Source organism: Kosakonia sp. R1.Fl (genome assembly GCF_023516815.1).
GTDB lineage: Bacteria > Pseudomonadota > Gammaproteobacteria > Enterobacterales > Enterobacteriaceae > Kosakonia.
In genome coordinates this window covers 64,297-86,551 of the sequence record NZ_JAMGSQ010000001.1, presented here as the reverse complement: position 1 = coordinate 86,551, position 22,255 = coordinate 64,297, and the positions used below count along the sequence as shown (strand labels likewise).

The 22,255-nt window shown below is 53.8% G+C and carries 23 protein-coding genes; 8 read left to right on the top strand and 15 right to left on the bottom strand.

Features of this window, described 5'->3' with window-relative positions; all coding sequences use genetic code 11:
• Positions 1-261: 261 nt before the first annotated feature.
• Positions 262-804 (bottom strand): SadB/YajI family lipoprotein, encoded by a 543-nt coding sequence (locus tag M8Q36_RS00430; RefSeq protein ID WP_249879661.1) that lies wholly within the window; start codon positions 802-804, stop codon positions 262-264.
• A 153-nt stretch (positions 805-957) separates the two neighbouring features.
• Between M8Q36_RS00430 and nrdR the strand changes: the two genes are divergently transcribed.
• The 6 genes from nrdR (at position 958) to pgpA (ending at position 5,058) form a co-directional block, all read left to right on the top strand.
• Positions 958-1,407 carry a transcriptional regulator NrdR gene (gene nrdR, locus M8Q36_RS00425; protein ID WP_017458860.1) on the top strand — a complete coding sequence of 150 codons (450 nt, stop codon included), beginning with the start codon at positions 958-960 and terminating at the stop codon, positions 1,405-1,407.
• 2 nt (positions 1,408-1,409) lie between these two features.
• On the top strand, positions 1,410-2,513 hold the full coding sequence (ribD, locus tag M8Q36_RS00420) for a bifunctional diaminohydroxyphosphoribosylaminopyrimidine deaminase/5-amino-6-(5-phosphoribosylamino)uracil reductase RibD (RefSeq protein ID WP_249879660.1): 1,104 nt from the start codon (positions 1,410-1,412) through the stop codon (positions 2,511-2,513).
• Positions 2,514-2,602: 89 nt separating this feature from the next.
• On the top strand, positions 2,603-3,073 hold the full coding sequence (gene ribH, locus M8Q36_RS00415) for a 6,7-dimethyl-8-ribityllumazine synthase (RefSeq protein WP_020456756.1): 471 nt from the start codon (positions 2,603-2,605) through the stop codon (positions 3,071-3,073).
• Positions 3,074-3,092: 19 nt separating this feature from the next.
• Positions 3,093-3,512 (top strand): transcription antitermination factor NusB, encoded by a 420-nt coding sequence (gene nusB, locus M8Q36_RS00410; RefSeq protein ID WP_017458863.1) that lies wholly within the window; start codon positions 3,093-3,095, stop codon positions 3,510-3,512.
• A 75-nt stretch (positions 3,513-3,587) separates the two neighbouring features.
• Positions 3,588-4,565: a thiamine-phosphate kinase gene (gene thiL / locus M8Q36_RS00405; RefSeq protein ID WP_249879659.1), complete on the top strand. Its 978-nt coding sequence runs from the start codon at positions 3,588-3,590 to the stop codon at positions 4,563-4,565.
• Entirely contained in the window at positions 4,543-5,058 is a 516-nt protein-coding gene (pgpA, locus tag M8Q36_RS00400; protein WP_200552990.1) for a phosphatidylglycerophosphatase A, read from the top strand. The genes thiL and pgpA overlap by 23 nt, the downstream gene beginning before the upstream one ends.
• Before the next feature lie 37 nt (positions 5,059-5,095).
• On the opposite strand, the gene M8Q36_RS00395 is transcribed toward pgpA, so the two are convergent.
• From M8Q36_RS00395 to xseB, 4 genes are read right to left on the bottom strand one after another with little or no spacing between them, the layout of a single operon-like run.
• Positions 5,096-6,070: an aldo/keto reductase gene (locus M8Q36_RS00395; protein WP_249879658.1), complete on the bottom strand. Its 975-nt coding sequence runs from the start codon at positions 6,068-6,070 to the stop codon at positions 5,096-5,098.
• A 60-nt stretch (positions 6,071-6,130) separates the two neighbouring features.
• Positions 6,131-7,993, bottom strand: coding sequence for a 1-deoxy-D-xylulose-5-phosphate synthase (dxs, locus tag M8Q36_RS00390; RefSeq protein ID WP_249879657.1), 1,863 nt, complete (start codon positions 7,991-7,993; stop codon positions 6,131-6,133).
• 24 nt (positions 7,994-8,017) lie between these two features.
• Positions 8,018-8,917, bottom strand: coding sequence for a (2E,6E)-farnesyl diphosphate synthase (gene ispA, locus M8Q36_RS00385; protein ID WP_249879656.1), 900 nt, complete (start codon positions 8,915-8,917; stop codon positions 8,018-8,020).
• Positions 8,918-9,160, bottom strand: coding sequence for an exodeoxyribonuclease VII small subunit (gene xseB / locus M8Q36_RS00380; RefSeq protein WP_017458869.1), 243 nt, complete (start codon positions 9,158-9,160; stop codon positions 8,918-8,920).
• Between the two features lie 213 nt (positions 9,161-9,373).
• On the opposite strand from xseB, the gene thiI reads away from it, so the two are divergent.
• A complete protein-coding gene (gene thiI, locus M8Q36_RS00375; protein ID WP_249879655.1) occupies positions 9,374-10,822 on the top strand; it encodes a tRNA uracil 4-sulfurtransferase ThiI in 1,449 nt (482 codons plus the stop codon).
• Between the two features lie 92 nt (positions 10,823-10,914).
• Here the strand turns inward: thiI and yajL are convergent, their stop codons facing one another.
• Positions 10,915-11,508 carry a protein deglycase YajL gene (gene yajL / locus M8Q36_RS00370; RefSeq protein WP_249879654.1) on the bottom strand — a complete coding sequence of 198 codons (594 nt, stop codon included), beginning with the start codon at positions 11,506-11,508 and terminating at the stop codon, positions 10,915-10,917.
• Complete coding sequence (gene panE / locus M8Q36_RS00365; protein WP_249879653.1) at positions 11,471-12,382, bottom strand: 2-dehydropantoate 2-reductase; 912 nt, start codon at positions 12,380-12,382, stop codon at positions 11,471-11,473. Before panE ends, yajL begins: the two co-directional genes overlap by 38 nt.
• A gap of 139 nt (positions 12,383-12,521) precedes the next feature.
• Here panE and M8Q36_RS00360 point away from each other — a divergent pair, with 139 nt between their 5' ends.
• Positions 12,522-13,013: a YajQ family cyclic di-GMP-binding protein gene (locus M8Q36_RS00360; protein ID WP_249879652.1), complete on the top strand. Its 492-nt coding sequence runs from the start codon at positions 12,522-12,524 to the stop codon at positions 13,011-13,013.
• Positions 13,014-13,054: 41 nt separating this feature from the next.
• On the opposite strand, the gene M8Q36_RS00355 is transcribed toward M8Q36_RS00360, so the two are convergent.
• From M8Q36_RS00355 to M8Q36_RS00320, 8 genes are all read right to left on the bottom strand, one after another.
• On the bottom strand, positions 13,055-14,416 hold the full coding sequence (locus M8Q36_RS00355) for an MFS transporter (protein WP_249879651.1): 1,362 nt from the start codon (positions 14,414-14,416) through the stop codon (positions 13,055-13,057).
• Between the two features lie 147 nt (positions 14,417-14,563).
• Positions 14,564-15,451 carry a heme o synthase gene (cyoE, locus tag M8Q36_RS00350; protein WP_017458875.1) on the bottom strand — a complete coding sequence of 296 codons (888 nt, stop codon included), beginning with the start codon at positions 15,449-15,451 and terminating at the stop codon, positions 14,564-14,566.
• 12 nt (positions 15,452-15,463) lie between these two features.
• A complete protein-coding gene (locus M8Q36_RS00345; RefSeq protein ID WP_017458876.1) occupies positions 15,464-15,790 on the bottom strand; it encodes a cytochrome o ubiquinol oxidase subunit IV in 327 nt (108 codons plus the stop codon).
• Positions 15,790-16,404: a cytochrome o ubiquinol oxidase subunit III gene (locus M8Q36_RS00340; protein ID WP_017458877.1), complete on the bottom strand. Its 615-nt coding sequence runs from the start codon at positions 16,402-16,404 to the stop codon at positions 15,790-15,792. The genes M8Q36_RS00345 and M8Q36_RS00340 overlap by 1 nt, the downstream gene beginning before the upstream one ends.
• A complete protein-coding gene (gene cyoB / locus M8Q36_RS00335; protein ID WP_200552979.1) occupies positions 16,394-18,385 on the bottom strand; it encodes a cytochrome o ubiquinol oxidase subunit I in 1,992 nt (663 codons plus the stop codon). Before cyoB ends, M8Q36_RS00340 begins: the two co-directional genes overlap by 11 nt.
• 19 nt (positions 18,386-18,404) lie before the next feature.
• The gene (gene cyoA / locus M8Q36_RS00330) at positions 18,405-19,352 is read right to left on the bottom strand and encodes a cytochrome o ubiquinol oxidase subunit II (protein ID WP_017458879.1); all 948 of its coding nucleotides are present in this window, start codon (positions 19,350-19,352) and stop codon (positions 18,405-18,407) included.
• Positions 19,353-19,981: 629 nt separating this feature from the next.
• A complete protein-coding gene (ampG, locus tag M8Q36_RS00325) occupies positions 19,982-21,457 on the bottom strand; it encodes a muropeptide MFS transporter AmpG (RefSeq protein WP_249879650.1) in 1,476 nt (491 codons plus the stop codon).
• 39 nt (positions 21,458-21,496) lie between these two features.
• Entirely contained in the window at positions 21,497-22,075 is a 579-nt protein-coding gene (locus tag M8Q36_RS00320; protein WP_017458882.1) for a lipoprotein, read from the bottom strand.
• Positions 22,076-22,255 lie beyond the last annotated feature (180 nt).

The window sequence follows — 22,255 nt, the reverse complement described above, 5'->3', positions numbered from 1 at the left end:
TGAAAGAAAGCACGCATGGAGTTTCTAAATGTTTCATATTTCTGCGCGCCTATTATAAGTATCCGCGTTCACAAAAATATGTGTTGTTTCACATTATTGACACGCGCGTAATCGATTGCGTTCACGTTTGCGTGCAATAAACGACGGCGATTGTACTGGCATTTATCGATATTGCAAATTGGTGAATGTGATGAAGAGATGACAAAAAAGAAGAAAATGCATGACAGAGAGTAAGAAAGGGCGACAGCGTCGCCCCGGATGTTACTGCAAATTGGCGGGCTGGATATCGTGAATGCGGAGGAAGCCTAACTGCTCTGGCGTGATGCCGTTAAGTTGCAGCGGAATATCAACGTCGCTCGGCGCCAGCGTGCTGGCCGGTGCGTTAATCAGTTGGTTTTGTACATTCACTTCCTGGTAGTTCTCGGTGGTGCCCTGGATCTGACCCCACTCAACGGTGCCGCTAAAAGCCGGTAACGGATCGTTCGATTCGCCCTGGATCCGCAACACGACGCGGGTTCCCGCCGCATTCGGCGCGATATTTTGCAACGACATCCGCAGCATACCGATTTGGCTATTCAAGCGGGCGGGCGTATTGGCGCCCGGCAGCAGGTAAACGCCGCTAGCGGATTTGGCATTAAGCGTGTTCTGCTGGGTGATTTTCACCGTCTCTTTGTTCAGCTTGCTCATTTCATTATTTAGCGTGCTGACACTTTGATGAAGCTGGCGAACTTCGCTTTGCTGGGCGCAGGCACTGAGGGCAAAAAGGCTTCCCAGTAACAGGGTTCTTAGGTAACGTCTTGTCATTGTGTCTGTTTCCTTGGATAGGATCTTCTCTGTAATGGTAGATCGCAACGGCCTCGTTGCCATCGATCCATTGTCTCAAAAACGGTCTGCCTTTGTTGTCATGCCAGTTCAGGGTAAAATAGATTTCAGTTAACTCTAACGTCAGGACGCCGTATGCATTGCCCATTCTGTTTCGCCGTGGATACCAAAGTTATCGATTCTCGCCTGGTGGGTGAAGGTTCATCCGTTCGCCGTCGCCGGCAGTGCCTGGTCTGCAATGAGCGTTTCACCACCTTTGAAGTGGCGGAGCTTGTGATGCCGCGCGTCGTGAAAAGCAATGATGTGCGTGAACCTTTCAATGAAGAGAAGCTGCGTCGTGGCATGTTAAAAGCGCTTGAAAAGCGCCCGGTCAGCGCAGATGACGTCGAAATGGCGCTGAATCACATTAAATCGCAACTTCGCGCAACCGGCGAAAGGGAAGTGCCGAGTAAGATGATTGGCAATTTGGTGATGGAGCAGCTGAAAAAGCTCGATAAAGTGGCCTATGTCCGCTTTGCCTCCGTCTACCGTAGCTTTGAAGATATTCGCGAATTTGGCGAAGAGATCGCCCGTCTACAGGACTAATCATGCTCGACGAAATGTACATGGCGCGGGCGCTGAAACTGGCGCAGCGCGGGCGTTTTACCACTCACCCGAACCCGCGTGTCGGCTGCGTAATTGTCAACGATGGCGAAATTGTCGGCGAAGGTTTTCATTACCGCGCTGGCGAACCGCACGCGGAAGTGCATGCGTTGCGCATGGCGGGCGAACGGGCTCGCGGTGCGACGGCGTACGTCACGCTCGAACCGTGCAGCCATCACGGACGCACACCACCATGCTGTGAAGCGCTGATTAATGCTGGCGTTGCGCGCGTGGTTGCCGCAATGCAGGATCCTAACCCGCAGGTTGCCGGGCGCGGTTTGTATCGCTTGCAGCAGGAAGGCATTGAAGTCAGCCACGGGCTAATGATGAGTGAAGCCGAAGCGTTGAATAAAGGCTTTCTCAAACGTATGCGCACCGGGTTCCCTTACGTGCAACTCAAGCTTGGCGCGTCGCTTGATGGCCGTACCGCGATGGCCAGCGGTGAAAGCCAGTGGATCACCTCACCGCAGGCGCGCCGCGACGTACAGTTGCTACGCGCGCAGAGCCACGCGATCCTGACCAGCAGTGAAACGGTGCTGGCGGACGATCCGGCGCTGACCGTGCGCTGGGCAGAGTTAAATGCGGATACGCAGGCGCTTTACCCACAGGAAAATCTGCGTCAACCGGTACGCATTGTTGTCGACAGCCAGAACCGTGTGACACCGCAGCATCAGTTAGTCGGCCTGGCGGGAGAAACCTGGTTTGCCCGTACGCGAGCCGATGAGCGCCAGTGGCCTGAAAATGTGCGTGAAATTATCGTACCGGAACATAATGGGCACGCCGACCTGGTCACGCTAATGATGCTGCTCGGCAAACAGCAGATCAACAGTGTGTGGGTCGAAGCGGGCGCGCACCTTGCCGGCGCGTTACTGCAGGCAGGCCTGGTGGATGAGCTGATTGTCTATCTGGCACCTACACTGTTAGGCAGCGATGCGCGCGGTCTGTGCGTGCTGCCGGGGTTATCTGCCCTTGCGGACGCACCACCCTTTAAATTCAATGAGATACGTCAGGTTGGCCCGGATGTCTGCCTGCATCTCACTCATGCGTGATGCTTCCTGTAAAAGGGAAGCAGCGCGCAAAATATTATGCTAAAATCCGCCCCCCTGCGGGGTCCGAACTGAACCTGTGAAGGAAGTGTATGAACATTATTGAAGCCAACGTTGCTGCTCCGGACGCTCGCGTCGCTATCACCATTGCGCGTTTCAACAACTTCATCAACGACAGCCTGCTGGAAGGCGCGGTTGATGCGCTGAAACGCATCGGTCAGGTGAAAGATAACAACATCACTGTTGTGTGGGTGCCTGGCGCTTACGAACTGCCGCTGGCGGCAGGTGCGCTGGCCAAAACCGGTAAATATGACGCGGTGATTGCACTTGGCACCGTGATCCGCGGTGGTACTGCGCACTTCGAATATGTTGCCGGTGGTGCAAGCAATGGCCTGGCGCATGTTGCCCAGGACAGCGAGATCCCGGTGGCTTTCGGCGTGCTGACCACTGAAAGTATTGAACAAGCCATCGAACGCGCTGGCACCAAAGCCGGTAATAAAGGTGCGGAAGCCGCACTGACCGCGCTTGAAATGATTAATGTATTGAAAGCCATCAAGGCCTGATTTTTGTAAGGGGAATTCCGTGAAACCTGCTGCTCGTCGCCGCGCCCGTGAGTGTGCCGTCCAGGCGCTCTACTCCTGGCAGTTGTCCCAGAACGACATCTCTGATGTTGAATACCAGTTCCTGGCAGAGCAAGACGTTAAAGATGTTGACGTCCTGTATTTCCGCGAGCTGTTGACCGGGGTGGCGACTAATAGCGCATATCTCGATGGCTTAATGAAGCCTTACCTGTCCCGTTTGCTCGAAGAGCTGGGTCAGGTCGAGAAAGCGGTATTGCGTATCGCGCTGTTCGAACTGTCCAAACGTGATGATGTGCCGTACAAGGTGGCGATCAACGAGGCTATCGAACTGGCAAAAACCTTCGGCGCTGAAGACAGCCACAAGTTTGTTAACGGCGTGCTGGATAAAGCCGCACCTGCGATCCGCCCCCACAAGAAGTGATCCGCAAGCCGGAAACTGGCGCTGCATGTTGCGCGTCGGTTCCGGCTTTTTCTTTTTTCTACAGAGGCATAACGTATGGCATGCGGCGAATTTTCCCTGATTGCCCGTTATTTTGACCGCGTACGAAATTCCCGTCGCGATGTAGAAACTGGCATCGGCGACGACTGCGCGCTACTCAATGTTCCCGAAAAACAGACGCTGGCGATAAGCGTCGATACGCTGGTGGCGGGCAACCATTTTCTGCCGGATATCGATCCGGCCGATCTGGCGTACAAAGCGATGGCATCAAATCTCAGTGATTTGGCGGCGATGGGTGCCGATCCGGCGTGGTTAACGCTGGCCCTGACACTCCCCGAGGCAGATGAAACCTGGCTGCAAGCCTTTAGCGACAGCCTGTTCGAACAGCTTAATTACTACGATATGCAACTGATTGGCGGCGACACCACGCGTGGCCCGCTGTCGATGACGATTGGCATTCATGGTTATGTGCCGGTTGGGCGGGCAATGAAACGTTCAGGCGCGAAGCCAGGTGACTGGATTTACGTCACCGGCACGCCAGGCGACAGCGCTGCCGGGCTGGCGATTTTGCAACAGCGTTTAGCCGTGAACGATAGCGCTGATGCACAGTATTTGCTCAAGCGCCATCTGCGACCAACGCCGCGCGTATTGCAGGGGCAGGCGCTGCGCAATCTCGCAAGTTCGGCGATTGATCTCTCCGATGGCCTTATTTCTGACCTCGCGCATGTGCTGAAAGCCAGCGGCTGCGGCGCGCGTATCGATCTGGATGCGTTGCCATTTTCCAACGCCGTTCGCCGCCATGTCATGCCGGATCAGGCACTGCGCTGGGCGCTTTCCGGCGGGGAAGATTACGAGTTGTGCTTTACCGTGCCGGAGCTGAACCGCGGTGCGCTGGATGTCGCGATTGGTCAGTTGGGTGCGCCTTTTACCTGTATCGGGCAGATTAGTGCGGATATTGAAGGATTGCATTTCACCCGTGACGGCAAAGCCGTGACGCTTGACTGGAAAGGATATGACCACTTTGCCGCGCACTAAAGATGTGGCTAAAAGCCGTCTCAACTTACGCAACCCCTGGCATCTGCTGGCTACTGGCTTTGGTAGCGGTTTAAGCCCTATCGTTCCGGGAACCATGGGATCGCTGGCGTCGATTCCCTTCTGGTGGGCGATGACCTTTTTGCCCTGGCAGCTCTACTCGCTGCTGGTGATGTTTGGGATCTCGCTTGGCGTTTACCTCTGCCACCAGACGGCAAAAGATATGGGTGTGCACGATCACGGCAGTATTGTCTGGGATGAGTTCATCGGTATGTGGATCACGCTGATGGCGCTCCCGACCAATGACTGGCAATGGGTCGCCGTGGGGTTTGTGCTGTTCCGTATTCTGGATATGTGGAAGCCGTGGCCGATCCGCTGGTTTGATCGCAATGTTCACGGCGGAATGGGGATCATGGTCGATGATATTGTCGCCGGGATCATCGCCGCCGGGCTGCTCTATCTGATTGGCCATCACTGGCCGCTTGGCCTTATCTGAACTTTCCCTCTCCCGGCGGGAGAGGGAGGTTTCGCGTTTACTTAAAGCCCACCACTGGATGCGGTTTATATGGTGTTTCCAGCTCGGCTATCTGCTCCGGTTTCAGCGTTAAATCCACCGCGCCCAGCAAGTCGTCCAGTTGCTCTTCACGCGATGTACCGATAATCGGCGCGGCAACACCGGGTTTACTCAGCAGCCACGCCAGCGCGACCTGCGCGCGCGATGCGCCAATCTCTTCTGCCACACCCGCCAGCCGCTCGGCGATCTGCGCGTCGTTGTCATCCGTTTCGCTGTACAGCGTTTTGCCAAATTCATCCGACACCAGACGCGCAGTGGTTTCCCCCCACGGGCGCGTTAAACGCCCGCGCGCCAGCGGGCTCCACGGAATAATCGCCACGCCCTCTTTGTAGCACAGCGGCAGCATCTCGCGCTCTTCTTCGCGGTAGATCAGATTGTAGTGATCCTGCATGGTAACAAAGCGCGCCCAGCCGTTTTGCTCCTGCAACGTTAATGCCTGGGCAAACTGGCGGGCGTGCATTGACGATGCGCCAATATAGCGCGCCTTACCGGCTTTCACTACTTCGTCCAGCGCTTCCAGCGTCTCTTCGATAGGCGTGGTGTAATCCCAGCGATGGATTTGCAGTAAATCCACATATTCCATGCCAAGACGCCGCAGGCTGTCGTCGATGGAGCGTAGAATTTGCGCGCGCGACAGGCCTTCGGGCAGGTCGCCAACCTGGTGATACACTTTGGTCGCCACCACCACTTCATCGCGACGGGCGAAATCACGCAGCGCCCGGCCAACAATCTCTTCGCTGCTGCCGTCTGAGTAGCTGTTTGCGGTATCGAAAAAGTTGATCCCGCTTTCCAGGGCGCGTTTGATGATGGGGCGGCTGCTCTCTTCGGGCAAAGTCCAGGCGTGTTTACCGCGATCCGGTTCGCCAAACGTCATGCAGCCCAGACAAAGGCGGGAAACCTTCAGGTCTGTTTTTCCTAATGTGTTGTATTGCATGGTTCCACTCCTGCTTGTCAAAACGTACGTTTAAGCATAGCAGGAGCGGAAAGGGGAGGGTCAGGCAAGCCAGTTTCTGATGCGGGATTCAATCCCTGCGGCATCCAGGCCTATTTCGGCGCGGGCTTCATCCTGCGTGCCTTGCGGGATAAAGAAATCCGGCAGTCCAAGATTCAGCACCGGTACTGGTCTGCGGTGAGCCATCAGCACCTCATTCACGCCGCTACCAGCGCCACCGATAATGGCGTTTTCTTCCAGCGTTACCAGCGATTCATGGTGTGCGGCGGTTTCCAGAATCAGCGCCTCATCCAGCGGTTTGGCAAAACGCATATCGATAAGCGTGGCGTTCAGCGCTTCGGCGGCTTTTTCCGCCTCCGGCAATAGCGTGCCAAAATTAAGAATTGCCACTTTTTCGCCACGGCGTTTCACCACACCTTTGCCGATGGGCATTTTTTCCAGCGGTTGCAGCGGCACACCAACGGCATTGCCGCGCGGGTAGCGCACCGCGCTTGGGCCATCTGCGTAGTGATAGCCGGTAAACAGCATCTGGCGACATTCGTTTTCGTCGCTCGGGGTCATCACCACCATGCCCGGGATGCAGCGCAGATAAGAGATATCAAACGCGCCCTGGTGGGTTTGACCGTCTGCACCAACGATCCCGGCACGGTCGATAGCGAACAGTACCGGCAGTTTCTGGATCGCCACATCATGAATAACCTGATCGTAGGCGCGTTGCAGGAAAGTGGAGTAAATCGCCACCACCGGCTTATAGCCGCCAATCGCAAGACCTGCGGCAAATGTCACCGCGTGCTGTTCGGCAATCGCCACATCAAAGTATTGATCCGGGTATTTGCGCGAAAACTCAACCATGCCGGAACCTTCACGCATCGCCGGCGTGATCGCCATCAGCTTGCTATCTTTGGCGGCGGTTTCGCACAGCCAGTCGCCGAAAATCTTCGAATAGCTCGGCATGCCGCCGCTGCTTTTAGGCAGCGTTCCACTGGTGGGATCGAATTTCGGTACTGCGTGGAATGTGATCGGATCTTTTTCGGCCGGTTCATAACCGCGCCCTTTTTTGGTCATGATATGCAGGAACTGCGGGCCTTTCAGATCGCGCATATTGCGCAGCGTCTGCACTAACCCCAGCACATCGTGACCGTCGACCGGGCCGATATAGTTAAAGCCCAGCTCTTCAAACAGCGTACCCGGCACCACCATGCCTTTGATGTGCTCTTCGGTGCGCTTAATCAGCTCTTTAATCGGCGGTACGCCGGAAAGCACTTTTTTACCGCCTTCGCGCAGCGTGGAGTAGAGCTTGCCGGAGAGCAACTGCGCCAGGTGATTATTCAGCGCGCCGACATTCTCAGAAATCGACATCTCGTTGTCGTTTAACACCACCAGCATATCTGGGCGGATATCGCCCGCGTGGTTCATGGCTTCAAATGCCATGCCTGCGGTGATCGCGCCATCGCCAATCACGCAGACGGTGCGACGCTGTTTGCCCTCTTTCGCGGCTGCGACAGCCACGCCAATACCGGCGCTAATGGACGTTGATGAATGACCGACGCTCAGCACGTCGTATTCGCTTTCGCCGCGCCATGGGAAAGGGTGCAACCCGTTTTTCTGCCGGATGGTGCCGATTTTGTCACGACGTCCGGTCAGAATTTTATGTGGATACGCCTGGTGACCCACGTCCCAGATCAGTTGATCAAATGGCGTGTTATAGACGTAATGTAGCGCGACGGTCAATTCAACCGTGCCAAGCCCGGAGGCGAAGTGCCCGCTGGAGCGGCTCACGCTGTCGAGCAGGTAGCGACGCAGTTCGTCGCATAGCTTCGGCAGGCTCTCTTTCGGCAGCAGGCGCAACTCTTGCGTGGTATCAACCAGCGCCAGCGTCGGGTATTTGGCTATATCAAAACTCATCAGAGACTCATCGTGGTGTTTTCGTTATTTATCACGCTGGATTATATAATTCGCCAGTGCTTCCAGTGCCGTCGTATCCAGCGACTGTGCCGCAAGCAGGCTTAAAGCTTGCCGGGCGTCGTCAATCAGGTCGCGGGCTTTTGTCCGGGCTTGCTCAAGGCCCAGTAGTGCGGGATAGGTGCTTTTCCCCAGTTGCTGGTCAGCGCCCTGGCGTTTGCCAAGCGTCGCAGTATCGCCGACAACATCCAGAATGTCATCCTGAACCTGGAACGCCAGACCAACGCATTCGGCATAGCGATCGAGCAATGGCAGGGCTTCGCGGCCTTTATCCCCTGCGCTTAGCGCGCCCATTCGCACCGCTGCGCGAATCAGCGCGCCGGTTTTGTGGCGATGGATCTGCTCCAGTTCAGCCAGTGAAACCTGCTTGCCTTCCGCTGCGAGATCCAGTGCCTGGCCGCCGCACATTCCTGCGACGCCGCTGGCGTGAGCCAGTTCCGAAACCATCGCCAGCCGGTCACGCGCATCGACTTCTGCCATTGGTGCATCTGCAAGAATGGAGAAAGCCAGAGTTTGTAACGCATCACCCGCGAGGATGGCGCTGGCTTCACCAAACTTAATATGGCATGTCGGTAAACCCCGACGGAGATCATCATCATCCATGGCGGGCAGATCGTCGTGGATCAGCGAGTAAGCGTGAATACACTCCACCGCCGCTGCAGGCGCATCCAGCGTTTGCTGGCTAACGCCGAACATGGTGCCCGTGGCATAAACCAAAAAAGGGCGCAGACGTTTACCGCCTAATAATGCGCCATAGGAAATGGCCTCAACCAGAGGAGTGTTCTGAAAGGGCAGTGGCGCGATAAATCGGCGCAGCGCTTCATTGGCCTGAGAGACACAGGCCTGTAGCTGTTGATCGAAATCCATTTATTCAGCGTCCGGAGCAAAAGGCGTAAGGGGAGCCTCTTGTGAATCAGAGAGCAGGATCTGCACGCGTTGTTCCGCCTGCTGGAGTTTCACCTGTCCCTGGCGCGCCAGCTGCACGCCGCGTTCGAATTCATTGAGTGCCTCTTCAAGCGGAAGATCGCCGCTTTCAAGACGAGTGACAATCTGTTCCAGTTCGCTTAGCGCTGTTTCAAAACTGGCCGGTGCGTCGTTTTTCTTTGGCATAGTGAATGTCTGACTCTTCTATTGTTCTGGCTCAACGTAGCTATGGTAGCGAAGTCACGGCGCTTAGCAAATAACGCGCAATGGTAATGCAATGTGCGCAGCTTTATTGCGATGGTGGTATACTCCTGCGCCTGGATGCAGCCGCGGGTATGGGGCTGCTGTACTATTTTCCTATACAGGCCCAGCCGGGCTTGCCAACGAACCATTGCCGCCATGAAGTTTATCATTAAATTGTTCCCGGAAATCACCATCAAAAGCCAATCTGTGCGTTTGCGCTTTATTAAAATTTTGACCGGGAACATTCGTAACGTTCTGAAGCACTACGACGAGACCCTCGCCGTTGTCCGCCACTGGGATCATATCGAAGTGCGCGCCAAAGATGAAAATCAGCGCCTGGCTATCCGCGACGCGCTGACCCGTATTCCGGGCATCCACCATATTCTCGAAGTGGAAGATGTTCCTTTCACCTCGCTGCACGACATTTTTGAGAAAGCGCTGGTGCAGTACCGCGAGCAGATCGAAGGTAAAACCTTCTGCGTACGCGTTAAACGCCGCGGCAAACATGAGTTTAGCTCGATTGAAGTTGAACGTTACGTCGGCGGCGGTCTGAACCAGCATGTCGACTCTGCGCGTGTCAAACTGACTCACCCGGATGTGACGGTGAATCTGGAGATCGAAGACGATCGCCTGCTGTTAGTGAAAGGCCGTTATGAAGGTATTGGCGGTTTCCCGATCGGCACTCAGGAAGATGTGCTGTCGCTCATCTCCGGCGGTTTCGACTCTGGCGTTTCCAGCTATATGCTGATGCGTCGCGGTTGCCGCGTACACTACTGCTTCTTTAACCTGGGCGGCGCCGCGCATGAAATTGGCGTTCGCCAGGTGGCGCACTATTTGTGGAACCGTTTTGGCAGTTCCCACCGCGTACGGTTTGTGGCGATCAACTTTGAACCTGTAGTCGGTGAAATCCTCGAAAAAGTGGATGACGGCCAGATGGGCGTAGTGTTGAAACGCATGATGGTGCGCGCAGCGTCAAAAGTGGCTGAGCGCTACGGCGTGCAAGCGCTGGTGACCGGTGAAGCTCTGGGCCAGGTCTCCAGCCAGACGCTGACCAACCTGCGTTTAATCGATAACGTTTCTGACACGCTGATTTTGCGCCCGCTTATCTCTTACGATAAAGAGCACATCATCGATCTGGCGCGTGAAATCGGTACTGAAGATTTCGCCCGTACCATGCCGGAGTATTGTGGTGTGATCTCGAAAAGCCCAACTGTAAAAGCGGTGAAGGCGAAAATCGAAGCGGAAGAGGAGCATTTCGACTTCTCCATCCTCGATAAAGTGGTTGCTGAAGCGAGCAATATCGATATCCGTGAAATTGCCCAGCAGACGCAGGAAACGGTTGTTGAAGTCGAAACGGTAACCGGTTTTGGCCCGAACGATGTGATCCTGGATATTCGTTCTATTGATGAACAGGATGACAAACCGCTGAAGCTGGAAGGGATCGACGTGGTTTCGCTGCCGTTCTATAAACTGAGCACCAAATTTGGCGACCTCGATCAGAACAAAACCTGGTTGCTGTGGTGCGAGCGCGGCGTGATGAGCCGCTTGCAGGCGCTCTATCTGCGCGAGCAGGGCTTTGCCAACGTTAAAGTTTATCGCCCATAAAAAACTGCCGGAGAGGGTGACCTTTTCCGGCAGCTTTCGCGTTACTTTGCATTGAGAGCCCGGCAGGCATCGCACCGCCGGGCTTTTTGTTTTCAGGCTTCGTAGTAGTTATAAATTCCGGCAGCCATCACCAGCTGTGACGCCACTTCGTGCGCTTTTTCGCGCCCCACCAGTAAATCAATGATCTTCAAACCAAAATCGATGGCGGTGCCCGGCCCCTGGCTGGTGAGTAGATTGACACGCGGATCCCACACTACTCGTTTATCCTGCCACTGTTCGGCGGGAATAGTCTCTTTCAGGCCCGGAAAACCGGTCATATTGCCCAGCGGGAAAATCTCATGCGGCACCAGCACGGTGCCCGCCGCAGCACAAATTGCGGCGACGATACGGCCCGAGAGGTGAAACTGGCGCACGGTTTCCACCAGTAACGGACTATCGCGAAAACACTCCGCCCCTTTCAGACCGCCGGGCAGCACAATCACGTCGTAATCGCCATCGGCTACTTCTACTAACGGCGCATCCGCCAGCAGTTTTACGCCGCGTGAGCAAGTGATGACCAGATTGCCATCGCTGGCGACGCTGGCGGTAGTAACGGCAATTCCACCACGTACCAGCAAATCGATAGTGGTGACCGCTTCGGTTTCTTCACTACCAGGGGCGAGACATATCAGAGCCGATGCGCTCATACTCACTCTCCTTACGTTTAATCATTTCATACAGACGGGCGTTTTCCGGCACCGCAATACCGTGCGCGCGGGCGCGTCTGAGCAGGTAACCCGTAATATAATCACATTCGGTATGGCGCATCGCGCGTACGTCCTGCAGCATAGATGAGATATTTTCTGCCGTGTTTTCAATAATCTGATTCACGTAGCTCAGTAAATCATCGGCAGAAATATGGTGGCCTTCGCGTTCAATCACCGCGGCAACTTCATGCGTCACCTTTTGGATCTCCTCCGGGAAAGCACGCAGATAGCCATTTTTACAGTCATGCAGTGCGGTTAACGGGTTGATGACGCAGTTCACTGCCAGTTTGCGCCACAGCGCAGGACGAATCGTATTATGCCAGGCTACGTCCGGCAGCACATCCTGCAGAATGTCAGCCAGATAGCTGAACTCGCCATCCTGCTGTCGCGCCGGGCCAATGTGCGTGGTGCCGCTGGCAACGTGCACGATAACGTTGCCATCGCGGCGCGCAGCATGAGTCGTGGTGCCGATGAGTAACGGATTCGCCAGCGCTTTCAACTCTTCGACAGTACCCATGCCGTTGTGAATCAGTAACACGGGAGTGGAAGGTGAGAGTGTTGCAGCCAGCCCTTTCACCGCATCGGAAACTTGCCACGCTTTTAACGTCACCAGCAATAAATCGCTACGCGCCAGGAATTCAGGATCGTTGGCCGTCAGGGATTCGTTAAATATTGAGCCGTCTTCATCAACGACATTCACACTGCAAAATGGCTGTGGCACGCGCAACCAACCCTGTACCTCATGTCCCTTTTTACACAACGCGGTTAACCACAATTGCCCTAAAGCACCGCATCCGAGTACGGTAATTCTCATTTATCCTCCTCACCTGCAACGTCGCCAGGTGTTGCTTTCACCATTATAGCGCTGTCGGCTAAGCTTCCCGTATTACAAGTTGAGTTATGCCTCGTTGCGGGTATTATGCAACGCAACAAATGTAGAGGGAGAAGAAAAGATGCCATCTTTCGATATCGTTTCCGAAGTTGAAATGCGAGAAGTGCAAAACGGCGTTGAGAATGCGACCCGTGAAGTAGGGACTCGCTTTGATTTTCGCAACGTTGAAGCCACGTTTGACCTGAACGAAGAGAAACAGACCATTAAAGTTCTGAGCGAATCCGATTTCCAGGTTAACCAGCTTCTGGATATTTTACGCGCTAAGTTGCTGAAACGCGGCATTGAAGGGGCGTCGCTGGACGTGCCGGAAGAGTTTGTCCACAGCGGCAAGACCTGGTTCGTGGAAGCAAAACTGAAGCAGGGCATTGATGCGCCGACAGCGAAGAAAATCATCAAGCTGATTAAAGACAGCAAGCTGAAAGTGCAGGCGCAGATTCAGGGCGAAGAAATTCGTGTGACCGGGAAATCCCGTGATGACTTGCAGTCTGTTATGGCACTGGTGCGCGGCGGCAATCTCGGTCAGCCGTTCCAGTTCAAAAACTTCCGCGATTAATATGCGCGCTCTCTCCCTGGCGGAGAGAGCGTGTCGCAGCGTTAACCCGTTACCGCTTGTTCAACCTCAAAGCGGTTAGTGACCTTACTGTCAATCTTGACGTAAGCGCTACGCTCTTCGGCAACCACCAATACTTCACTTACTCCCTTTGTTGCCAGCAAACGTTTTTGCAACGCTTCATTGATGGTGACATTTTCCGGGATCGCGATGCGCAGGCTGCTGACATAGGGCGGTTCCTGCATGGTGCCTGCGACAAGCAGCCAGACCATCGCCAGCAATGCGCCGGCAAGGAATACCGTTTGTGAATCAAACAGACCATCTACCCAGCCGCCGAGTGCGCCACCAATTGCCACGCCGATAAACTGGCTGGTGGAGTAAATCCCCATCGCCGTGCCTTTATAGCCCGCGGGCGCTTCTTTGCTGATTAACGAGGGTAGTAATGCTTCCATCAGGTTAAAGGCGAGGAAAAAGATCTGTACACCAATGACGATTTCCCAGAAATGTGGCCCCGCGCCCCACAACACGATTTCAGCAATCAGCAGCAGCGCCACGCAGAACACGAAAACGCGCTTCATGCGGCGCTTCACTTCGGCGTAGATAATAAATGGCACCACCGAAACGAAAGAGATAAGCATGGTGACCAGGTAGATTTTCCAGTGATCCGGTGCGAGAAAACCGGCGGCTTCGAGTTGGCCTGGCAGGGCAACAAACGTCGACATCAGCAGGATATGCAGGCACATAATGCCAAAGTTGAGTTTTAGCAGCTTCGGGTTGACCATCACCATCTGGAAACAGTCTTTCACCATGCCGGATTCGCGGTTACGCACATGTTGCTGACTGTCTGGCACGACCCAGATAGTCAACGCAATACCGGCAGTTGCCAACCCGGCAATCATCCAGAACAGCGCATGCAAACCCAACTGATGCGTGATAATCGGGCCAAGCACCATGGCAATGGCGAAGGTGACGCCAAAACTAACGCCGATAAAGGCCATCGCTTTGGTACGATTCTGTTCGCGAGTGAGATCGGAAAGAAGCGCCATAACAGCGGCGGCGATGGCACCGGAGCCTTGTAATGCGCGGCCAAGAATAATGCCCCAGATAGAATCGGAAAGGGCGGCAATCACGCTACCGGCAACAAAAATCGCTAACCCACCAACGATAAGCGGCTTGCGGCCAATGCGGTCAGAAAGCAAGCCAAAGGGAATTTGAAACACGGCTTGCGCGAGGCCATAAATACCAATCGCCAGACCGATGAGTGCTTCACTGGCGCCCTGCAGCGCCATACCGTACGTGGTCAGAACGGGCAGGACCATAAACATGCCGAGCATGCGCAGTGAGAATACAGTCCCTAAACCCCAGGTGGCGCGCAACTCGCCTGGCGTCATTTTATAATCGTTCATTACCACCTCAATTTGAAAACCGGACATAGTGTAGTGCGGGGGCAGGGCGGGGTAAATAACAGCTTAATTAACAAATATTACCTGTAGAGCGGGGCATTTGGGCATGAAAAAAGGGTGCCGTAGCACCCTTTATAATGGCGGTTTGGATCACCAGACGTAGGTCAACAGGTTATGGGAATCCGGCACCATAAAATCGACCGACATCATCACGCTGAGCGAGGTGATAGCGACAATGGAAAAGACGAACAGTTTGCGCGCCCATACCTTGTCATCCTCAACTTTGTAACCACGCAGCGCCATGCCCAGCCACCAAAGGCTTACCGCTGCGGCAACGACCAGGTATTTGTAACCGGCGTAGCCGCCAAGCGACAGCATCAGGGTGGCGATAGCGAACGCCAGGATGTAGAGCGTGATATGGTTTTTCGCCACGGAAATGCCTTTCACTACCGGCAGTACCGGGATATTCGCTGCCTGATAATCCTTAAAGCGGAAAATCGCGATAGCATACGAGTGAGGCATCTGCCACAGGCTGAAAATGGCCAGCAGGATCGCCGCGCCGCTGTCAAACTCGTTGGTGACGGCACAGTAGCCAATCACCGGCGGCGCAGCGCCGGAGAGTGAACCAATCAGCGTACCGTAAACGGAGTGGCGTTTCATATACAGGCTGTAGACGCCCACATATACCACGAACCCCATTACCCCGAGCCAGCAGGCCAGCGGGTTAGCGCCAAACCACAGCAGCATGAAGCCAGCAATACCCAGCAAGGCGGCGTAAACCAGCGAGACTTTTGGCGAGATCAGCCCTCTGACCAGCACCCTGTTTTTCGTCCGTTCCATCTTTTTGTCGATGTCACGATCGATGTAGTTGTTAAAAACACAACCAGAGGCGACCACCAGCGACACACCAATCAGCGTGTAGATGAACAGGGGATAATCGATGTGGCCTTTAGAGGCCAGCAGGAATCCCCCGATCACGGAGATCAAGTTGCCAAAAATAATGCCCGGTTTCGTGACTTGCAGGTATTGCTTAAACATACTTCGCCGCTCTTATCGAACCATCATGTTGTAGTTGAGGTTCCACATAATCCAGATGGAACCTACCACCACGATCGCGATGATCAGCACAGTAAAGACGAAAGCCGTCATGTTCCAGCCTTCATCAGACTTGGTGTTCATGTGCAGGAAGCACACCAGATGCACCAGAATCTGTACTACTGCTGTCACCAGCACAGTGCCGAGAATCGCCACGTGGGACGCAGTACCGCTCATCACCATCCAGAACGGGATCACCGTCAGGATGATCGACAGGATAAAACCTGTCATGTAGGTTTTTACGCTACCGTGGGAAGCGCCATGATCGGTTGAATGACTCATTACATCGCCCCCATCAGATAAACGACTGAGAATACACAAATCCATACCACGTCCAGGAAGTGCCAGAACAGGCTCAGGCACAGGATACGTGTACGGTTTGTACTGGTCAGGCCGCGACGGGAAATCTGGAACATCAGCACTGCCATCCAGATCAGACCCGAGGTCACGTGCAGACCGTGAGTGCCAACCAGCGCGAAGAACGCTGACAGGAAGCCACTGCGATCCGGCCCCATGCCTTCAACAATCAGGTGATGGAATTCATAGAGTTCCATCCCGATGAAGCCTGCGCCGAACAGCCAGGTCAACGCCAGCCAGGAAACAACCTGGCTTTTGTTGTTCTTATACATGGCGATCGCCGCCATGCCATAGGTAATGGAGCTGAACAGCAGCAGGGCGGTTTCCACCAGAACGAACGGCAGTTCAAAGATGTCTTTACCCGACGGGCCACCCGCCGTGTTATTCACTAACACGGCATAGGTCGCGAACAGGATCGAGAACAGAATGCAGTCGCTCATCAGGTAGATCCAGAAACCGAAGACTTTCGTCGGTCCTGAATCATGGTGCCCATGTTCGTGCGCGTGGGCGTTCGCAGTCGTCAGAGTATCAGTTGCCATTTTTCAGCCCTGCCTTTTTGATCTCATCGAAATGCTGATTTTCCAGTTTTTCGACTTCTGCAACCGGTACGTAGTAATCCACGTCCTCGTCAAAGCTCTTCACAATCCAGCTAATTACGATGCCGGCGAAACCGACGATCGCCATCCACCAGATGTGCCAGATCATGGCAAAGCCAAACACCGTTGCGAAAGCTGCAATAACAATGCCCGCACCGCTGTTTTTCGGCATATGAATTTCTTCATAATGCGCAGGTTGCTTGTACGCTTCGCCTTTTTCTTTCATTTCCCAGAATGCATCACGCTCATGAACGTGTGGCACTTCAGCGAAGTTGTAGAACGGCGGCGGAGAAGAGGTTGCCCACTCCAGCGTACGGCCGCCCCACGGGTCACCGGTCAGGTCACGGTTGAGGTGACGGTCGCGGATGGAGACGTAGTACTGAATCAGCTGGCACAGAATACCGCAGGCAATCAGCGCAGCGCCGCAAGCGGCAACCACCAGCATGGTGTGGAACTGCGGATCGATCTGCTGGCTCAGGCGACGGGTCATACCCATAAAGCCCAGCACATACAGCGGCATAAATGCCACGAAGAAGCCGATGATCCAGAACCAGAACGCGCGTTTACCCCAGGTTTCATTCAGGGTGAAGCCAAACGCTTTCGGCCACCAGTAAGTGATACCCGCAAAGCAACCAAATACCACACCGCCGATGATGACGTTATGGAAGTGAGCAATCAGGAACAGACTGTTGTGCAGCACAAAGTCCGCGCCCGGTACCGCCAGCAGTACGCCGGTCATACCGCCCACAGAGAAGGTCACGATAAAGCCGATGGTCCACATCATTGCTGAATGGAACACGATACGGCCCTGGTACATGGTGAACAGCCAGTTGAAGATCTTCACCCCGGTCGGGATGGCGATAATCATGGTGGCGATACCGAAGAAGGCGTTAACGTTCGCGCCCGCACCCATGGTGAAGAAGTGGTGCAACCAAACGATAAACGACAGTACGGTAATGCACACGGTCGCCCAAACCAGCGAGGTGTAACCGAACAGGCGCTTACGCGAGAAGGTCGCGGCGACTTCCGAGAACACACCGAACACCGGCAGAACCAGGATGTACACTTCCGGATGGCCCCAGGCCCAGATCAGGTTGATGTACATCATCATGTTGCCGCCCATTTCGTTGGTGAAGAAATGGGTACCCAGATAGCGGTCCAGGGTCAGCAGCGCGACGGTGACAGTCAGGATCGGGAACGAGGCAATAATCAGCACGTTGGCGCACAGTGATGCCCAGGTAAATACCGGCATCTTGAACATGGTCATGCCCGGCGCACGCATCTTCAGAATGGTGACGAAGAAGTTGATACCGGTCAGCGTCGTACCGATACCGGAGAGCTGAAGTGCCCAGATCCAGTAATCGACCCCTACGCCCGGACTGTACTCGATTCCCGATAGCGGCGGATAAGCCAGCCAGCCAGTCTGCGCGAATTCACCCACGCCGAGAGACAGGTTAACCAGGATCACACCGACAACCGTGAACCAGAAGCTCAGGTTGTTCAGGAACGGGAACGCCACGTCGCGAGCGCCGATCTGCAGTGGGATCACCACGTTCATCAGACCGATAACCAGCGGCATTGCTACGAAGAAGATCATGATCACGCCGTGGGCGGTGAAGATCTGATCGTAGTGGTGCGGCGGCAGGAAGCCTGCTTCACCCGCCGAGGCGAGTGCTTGCTGGCTACGCATCATGATGGCGTCAGCAAAGCCACGAATCAGCATTACGATACCGACGATGCAGTACATGATGCCGAGTTTTTTGTGGTCAACCGAAGTCAGCCACTCTTTCCACAAGTAGTTCCACTTACCGAAGTAAGTAATCAGGGCCAGTAATGCCAGGCCACCGATGATAATGGCAGCCACCGTAACCACAATAATGGGTTCATGGTAGGGGACTGCATCCAGTGTCAATTTTCCGAACATCGTTTTCTTCCTCGACCCCTTAGTGAGAGGTTTCCGCGTGGCTCATGTCCATGCCTTCCATACCTTCGTGCTCGCTATGCTCGCCCTTCGGTTGGTTCATGTCCATGCTCATGCCGTGGCCCATAAATTTGTTGATAACGTCTTTAAACAAATCGGGTTTCACGCTGGAGAAGTATTCAACCTTGTTGTATTCGCTTGGCGCAGCAAGTTTGTCATACGCTGCCATATCCGGCAGGGTATTTGGAGCTTGTTTCGCTTTTGCGACCCACTGGTCGAATGCGGCACGGTCCGGCGTAGCAATTGCTTTAAACTTCATACCCGAGAAGCCCGGGCCGCTGTAGCTTGCGGAGATACCATCGTAGGTGCCAGCTTCGTTGGCGATCAGATGCAGGTTAGTCTGCATACCGGCCATCGCATAAATCTGGCTACCCAGTTTCGGGATAAAGAACGAGTTCATCACGGAGTTGGAGGTCACTTTGAACTGAACCGGAACGTTAGCCGGGAAGGCGATTTCGTTCACGGTAGCAATGCCCTGCTCCGGATAGATGAAGAACCATTTCCAGTCCATAGAAACAACTTCAATGGTGATCGGTTGTTCGTCATGGGCTAATGGTTTGCTTGGTTCAAGCGCGTGGGTGGTTTTCCATGTCAATACGGCAAGGAACAGGATGATCAGAATTGGCACCGTCCAGACCACAGCTTCCACTTTATTGGAGTGTGACCAGTTAGGGCTATACTTCGCATCTTTATTGCTCGCACGATACTTCCAGGCGAAACCAACGGCCATCAAGATGGCGGGAATAACGACAATCAACATCAGGCCAAAAGCCGTCAGTATCAGCGAACGTTGCTCCAGTCCAATCTGTCCTTTGGGGTCAAGAAGTGCAGAATCGCAGCCACTGAGTAAAACAGTACCGGCGATTAATGACAACCATCCCAAACTTTTATTGTATTTCCTGAGTCTCATTTAACGACCTCAATTCCACGGGATCTGGTGGCGCTTAAAGTGTGCGGGCATTTTACGGAAAGGTTACGTTACTGTAAACATGATTGGCTCTGTGTCAGTAAGGTGTTACTGGCTTTTGCCGTTTATGTCACATCGAATGCAACAATCTGTAAAAAAAGCGATTCGCACTGCCAGAGAGTGAGATTATAACGGAAAAATTACATCACAATCAGTGTTGGGGGTAAATTGGTATAACCAATCAATTAAATATACATTTATTTAACAAATATCCAGCAAATATTGAACATTATTGGAACGAACTTGAAACCCAACAATTAATAACCGTGCTGAATCGTTAAAGAGTAGCCTTTAATTTATAAGGCACAAAACAATTAAGATTTTTTATTTGTTCAGTTTGAATTAGGTGATTTGCTAAAAAGATAGGATGTTTATTTATTGAGCATAATAATAACTTTGGTGAATTGTTTTGGGCCGTTTTTATTTTTTGATGACCTGATTTTAATAGGAAAATAGCCAGCAAATATATTCTTTAGTGATTTTTTTGTCACTGTACTGTTTTTTAACATTTCGAGGCTTTGACGCCAAAAAAAGCGCCCGCAGGCGCTTTTTTATCACGTCGTTTTAACAGGTTATAGCAACTCTGTTTTACGTAGCGCCAGCAGATCCAACACACCGCCAAACACAATGCCGATAATCGCTAGCAGTGCGCCCCATTCCAGCAGCGTGGTGCCGAAAGACCAGTCAGTCAAACCTGCGGCGTTAATCATCAGTACCAGCAGCCAGCATCCTAACAGCACGCAACCGGCGCTCAGTATGCGCAGCGCCAGCCGGTAGGCCGCAGCGTATTCCGTCCTGCAGAGAAAACTTTCACTCTGTTGCGTAAATGCCAGCGTTTTTTTGCACAACATCAGCAATAACAGACCGGGAAGCGCGGCCACAATCGAAAAGAGATAGAACGTCGACCAGCTGTAACTTTCAACAAACCAGCCAGCCAGCGGGCCGACATAGACGCGTCCAACCGCCGATAGCGCCGAGAGCAGAGCAAACTGCGTTGCGGAGAAGGATTTGTTGCAGAGGGTCATTAAAAGTGCAACAAACGCCGCGGTTCCCATGCCGCCACATAAGTTTTCTAAAAAGACGGCTGAACCCATCGTAAAAATGCTTTTCGCCGTAATCGATAGCAGCCAGTAACCGGCATTCGAAATGGCCTGCAGTACGCCAAAAATGAACAGCGCTCGGAACAGGGATAACCGTTGCATCAGTACGCCGCCAAATAACGCGCCGATAATCGTGGCGATAAGCCCGAGGGTTTTGTTCACCACGCCGACTTCTCCGGCACCAAAACCGACACCGCGGATGAGAAATGTTGTTGTCAGGCTCATGGCGAACGCATCGCCCAGTTTGTACAGCACTATTAATAGAAGGATAAGCCAGGCGTTATTGCGCCCGAAGAAATCACGCAGCGGCTCGACAACGGCGCGTTCCAGCGTTTTCGGCACCGGAATCACATCCTCTGGCTCCGGTGCGAGCAGGGTGGCGATAATGCACGGGACCAGTAGCACGGCCATCAACCAGTACATTCCCTGCCAGCCGAGCCAGCGATCCGCCAGCCATAAAGCCAGTCCTCCGGAAACCAACATTCCGAGCCGATAGCCCAGCACGCTTATTGCCGCACCTGCGCCTCGCTCTTCGAGCGGCAGCACATCCGTTTTCCAGGCGTCAAACACTATATCCTGAGACGCAGAGCAGAAAGCGATAAGCACAGCCAGCGCTGCCATCCAGCGCAGATGGTTGGCCGGATCGAGGAAACCCATTGCGGCAATCGACACCAGCAGCAGAATTTGCGTAAGGAGCAGCCAGCCGCGACGACGCCCGAGTAAAGGCGGTGTGTAGCGATCCATCAGCGGTGACCACAAAAACTTAAACACGTAAGCCTGGCCGACCAGAGAAAAGAAACCGATGGTTTTTAAATCGATGTTTTCAACGGTCATCCATGCCTGGAGCGTGCCGCTGGTCAGGGCGAGAGGCAAACCGGAAGCAAAACCCAGAATCAGCAGGATGGCTGATTTCGGTTGGGTGAAAATGCGTAAGTAGTGACTGGACATGAGTTAAAAACTGGCCCGGAAAACCGGGCCAGAAAAAGATTAACGGGCGTTTTGCTTGATGAAGTCGTGAATGCTGGTGTCCTGAGACATATCAGCGATGGTGTCAGTCAACACGCTGTTAACCGCACCGGCAATCTTGTCGTTGGTAGCCTGGAATGCGCCTTCGACGTTATAGCTTGCGCGGTAGTTTTTGGTCATCTTGTTGCCGTTCGCGGCTGTGGCGATGATTGCGATATCCGCTTTGGTCGCGATGTTGTAGCGGACGTTGCCCTGAGAGACATCCGCATACAGCTGGTTAACAATAATCTGCAGGTTTACCGCGCCGTTCGGCCCGATCATATAACCGCGCGCGGTCATCTGTTTTTCCAGCACTTCTTGCAGCAGGAAACGCAGATCGCGGGAGGCTGTCAGGGTAACCAGCTGGTTATCGCGCGTCACTTTGGCCAGCGCTTGATCCGGGCGCTGATCGGCACCGTTGATGCTCACGGTGACACCCATCAGGCTTGGATCCTGCTGCGGCAGAGTAATTTTTGGGGTGACATCAAGCGTTGTCGGCGGGGTTGCGCACCCGGCCAGCATAAATAAAGCGACCAACGGAAAGAGTAGTTTTTTAAACATGTTCAGGCTCTCAAGGATCTAAGCTTCTGGGGGAAAATTCTCGCCATCATAACATTGCCGCTGTTAAGAGGAAGTCCTCAATGCATGGAAATTCATCGTCTTGTGCTTTTTTTGCTATCAAAAACCTTTTTATGGGTGATACCACGCAAAAAAAAGCTGCTTTCAGTAAAGTTCATCACC

What these genes read in the sequence shown, in the direction of transcription:
- yajL (WP_249879654.1), bottom strand. Translation starts at nt 11,508, where the DNA reads ATGAGCGCATCGGCTCTGATATGTCTCGCCCCTGGTAGTGAAGAAACC.
- M8Q36_RS00345 (WP_017458876.1), bottom strand. Translation starts at nt 15,790, where the DNA reads ATGAGTCATTCAACCGATCATGGCGCTTCCCACGGTAGCGTAAAAACC.
- M8Q36_RS00360 (WP_249879652.1), top strand. Translation starts at nt 12,522, where the DNA reads ATGCCATCTTTCGATATCGTTTCCGAAGTTGAAATGCGAGAAGTGCAA.
- panE (WP_249879653.1), bottom strand. Translation starts at nt 12,382, where the DNA reads ATGAGAATTACCGTACTCGGATGCGGTGCTTTAGGGCAATTGTGGTTA.
- thiL (WP_249879659.1), top strand. Translation starts at nt 3,588, where the DNA reads ATGGCATGCGGCGAATTTTCCCTGATTGCCCGTTATTTTGACCGCGTA.
- M8Q36_RS00355 (WP_249879651.1), bottom strand. Translation starts at nt 14,416, where the DNA reads ATGAACGATTATAAAATGACGCCAGGCGAGTTGCGCGCCACCTGGGGT.
- cyoA (WP_017458879.1), bottom strand. Translation starts at nt 19,352, where the DNA reads ATGAGACTCAGGAAATACAATAAAAGTTTGGGATGGTTGTCATTAATC.
- M8Q36_RS00395 (WP_249879658.1), bottom strand. Translation starts at nt 6,070, where the DNA reads ATGCAATACAACACATTAGGAAAAACAGACCTGAAGGTTTCCCGCCTT.
- ispA (WP_249879656.1), bottom strand. Translation starts at nt 8,917, where the DNA reads ATGGATTTCGATCAACAGCTACAGGCCTGTGTCTCTCAGGCCAATGAA.
- nrdR (WP_017458860.1), top strand. Translation starts at nt 958, where the DNA reads ATGCATTGCCCATTCTGTTTCGCCGTGGATACCAAAGTTATCGATTCT.
- M8Q36_RS00430 (WP_249879661.1), bottom strand. Translation starts at nt 804, where the DNA reads ATGACAAGACGTTACCTAAGAACCCTGTTACTGGGAAGCCTTTTTGCC.
- M8Q36_RS00320 (WP_017458882.1), bottom strand. Translation starts at nt 22,075, where the DNA reads ATGTTTAAAAAACTACTCTTTCCGTTGGTCGCTTTATTTATGCTGGCC.
- ribD (WP_249879660.1), top strand. Translation starts at nt 1,410, where the DNA reads ATGCTCGACGAAATGTACATGGCGCGGGCGCTGAAACTGGCGCAGCGC.
- xseB (WP_017458869.1), bottom strand. Translation starts at nt 9,160, where the DNA reads ATGCCAAAGAAAAACGACGCACCGGCCAGTTTTGAAACAGCGCTAAGC.
- cyoE (WP_017458875.1), bottom strand. Translation starts at nt 15,451, where the DNA reads ATGTTTAAGCAATACCTGCAAGTCACGAAACCGGGCATTATTTTTGGC.
- M8Q36_RS00340 (WP_017458877.1), bottom strand. Translation starts at nt 16,404, where the DNA reads ATGGCAACTGATACTCTGACGACTGCGAACGCCCACGCGCACGAACAT.
- ribH (WP_020456756.1), top strand. Translation starts at nt 2,603, where the DNA reads ATGAACATTATTGAAGCCAACGTTGCTGCTCCGGACGCTCGCGTCGCT.
- pgpA (WP_200552990.1), top strand. Translation starts at nt 4,543, where the DNA reads ATGACCACTTTGCCGCGCACTAAAGATGTGGCTAAAAGCCGTCTCAAC.
- thiI (WP_249879655.1), top strand. Translation starts at nt 9,374, where the DNA reads ATGAAGTTTATCATTAAATTGTTCCCGGAAATCACCATCAAAAGCCAA.
- cyoB (WP_200552979.1), bottom strand. Translation starts at nt 18,385, where the DNA reads ATGTTCGGAAAATTGACACTGGATGCAGTCCCCTACCATGAACCCATT.
- dxs (WP_249879657.1), bottom strand. Translation starts at nt 7,993, where the DNA reads ATGAGTTTTGATATAGCCAAATACCCGACGCTGGCGCTGGTTGATACC.
- ampG (WP_249879650.1), bottom strand. Translation starts at nt 21,457, where the DNA reads ATGTCCAGTCACTACTTACGCATTTTCACCCAACCGAAATCAGCCATC.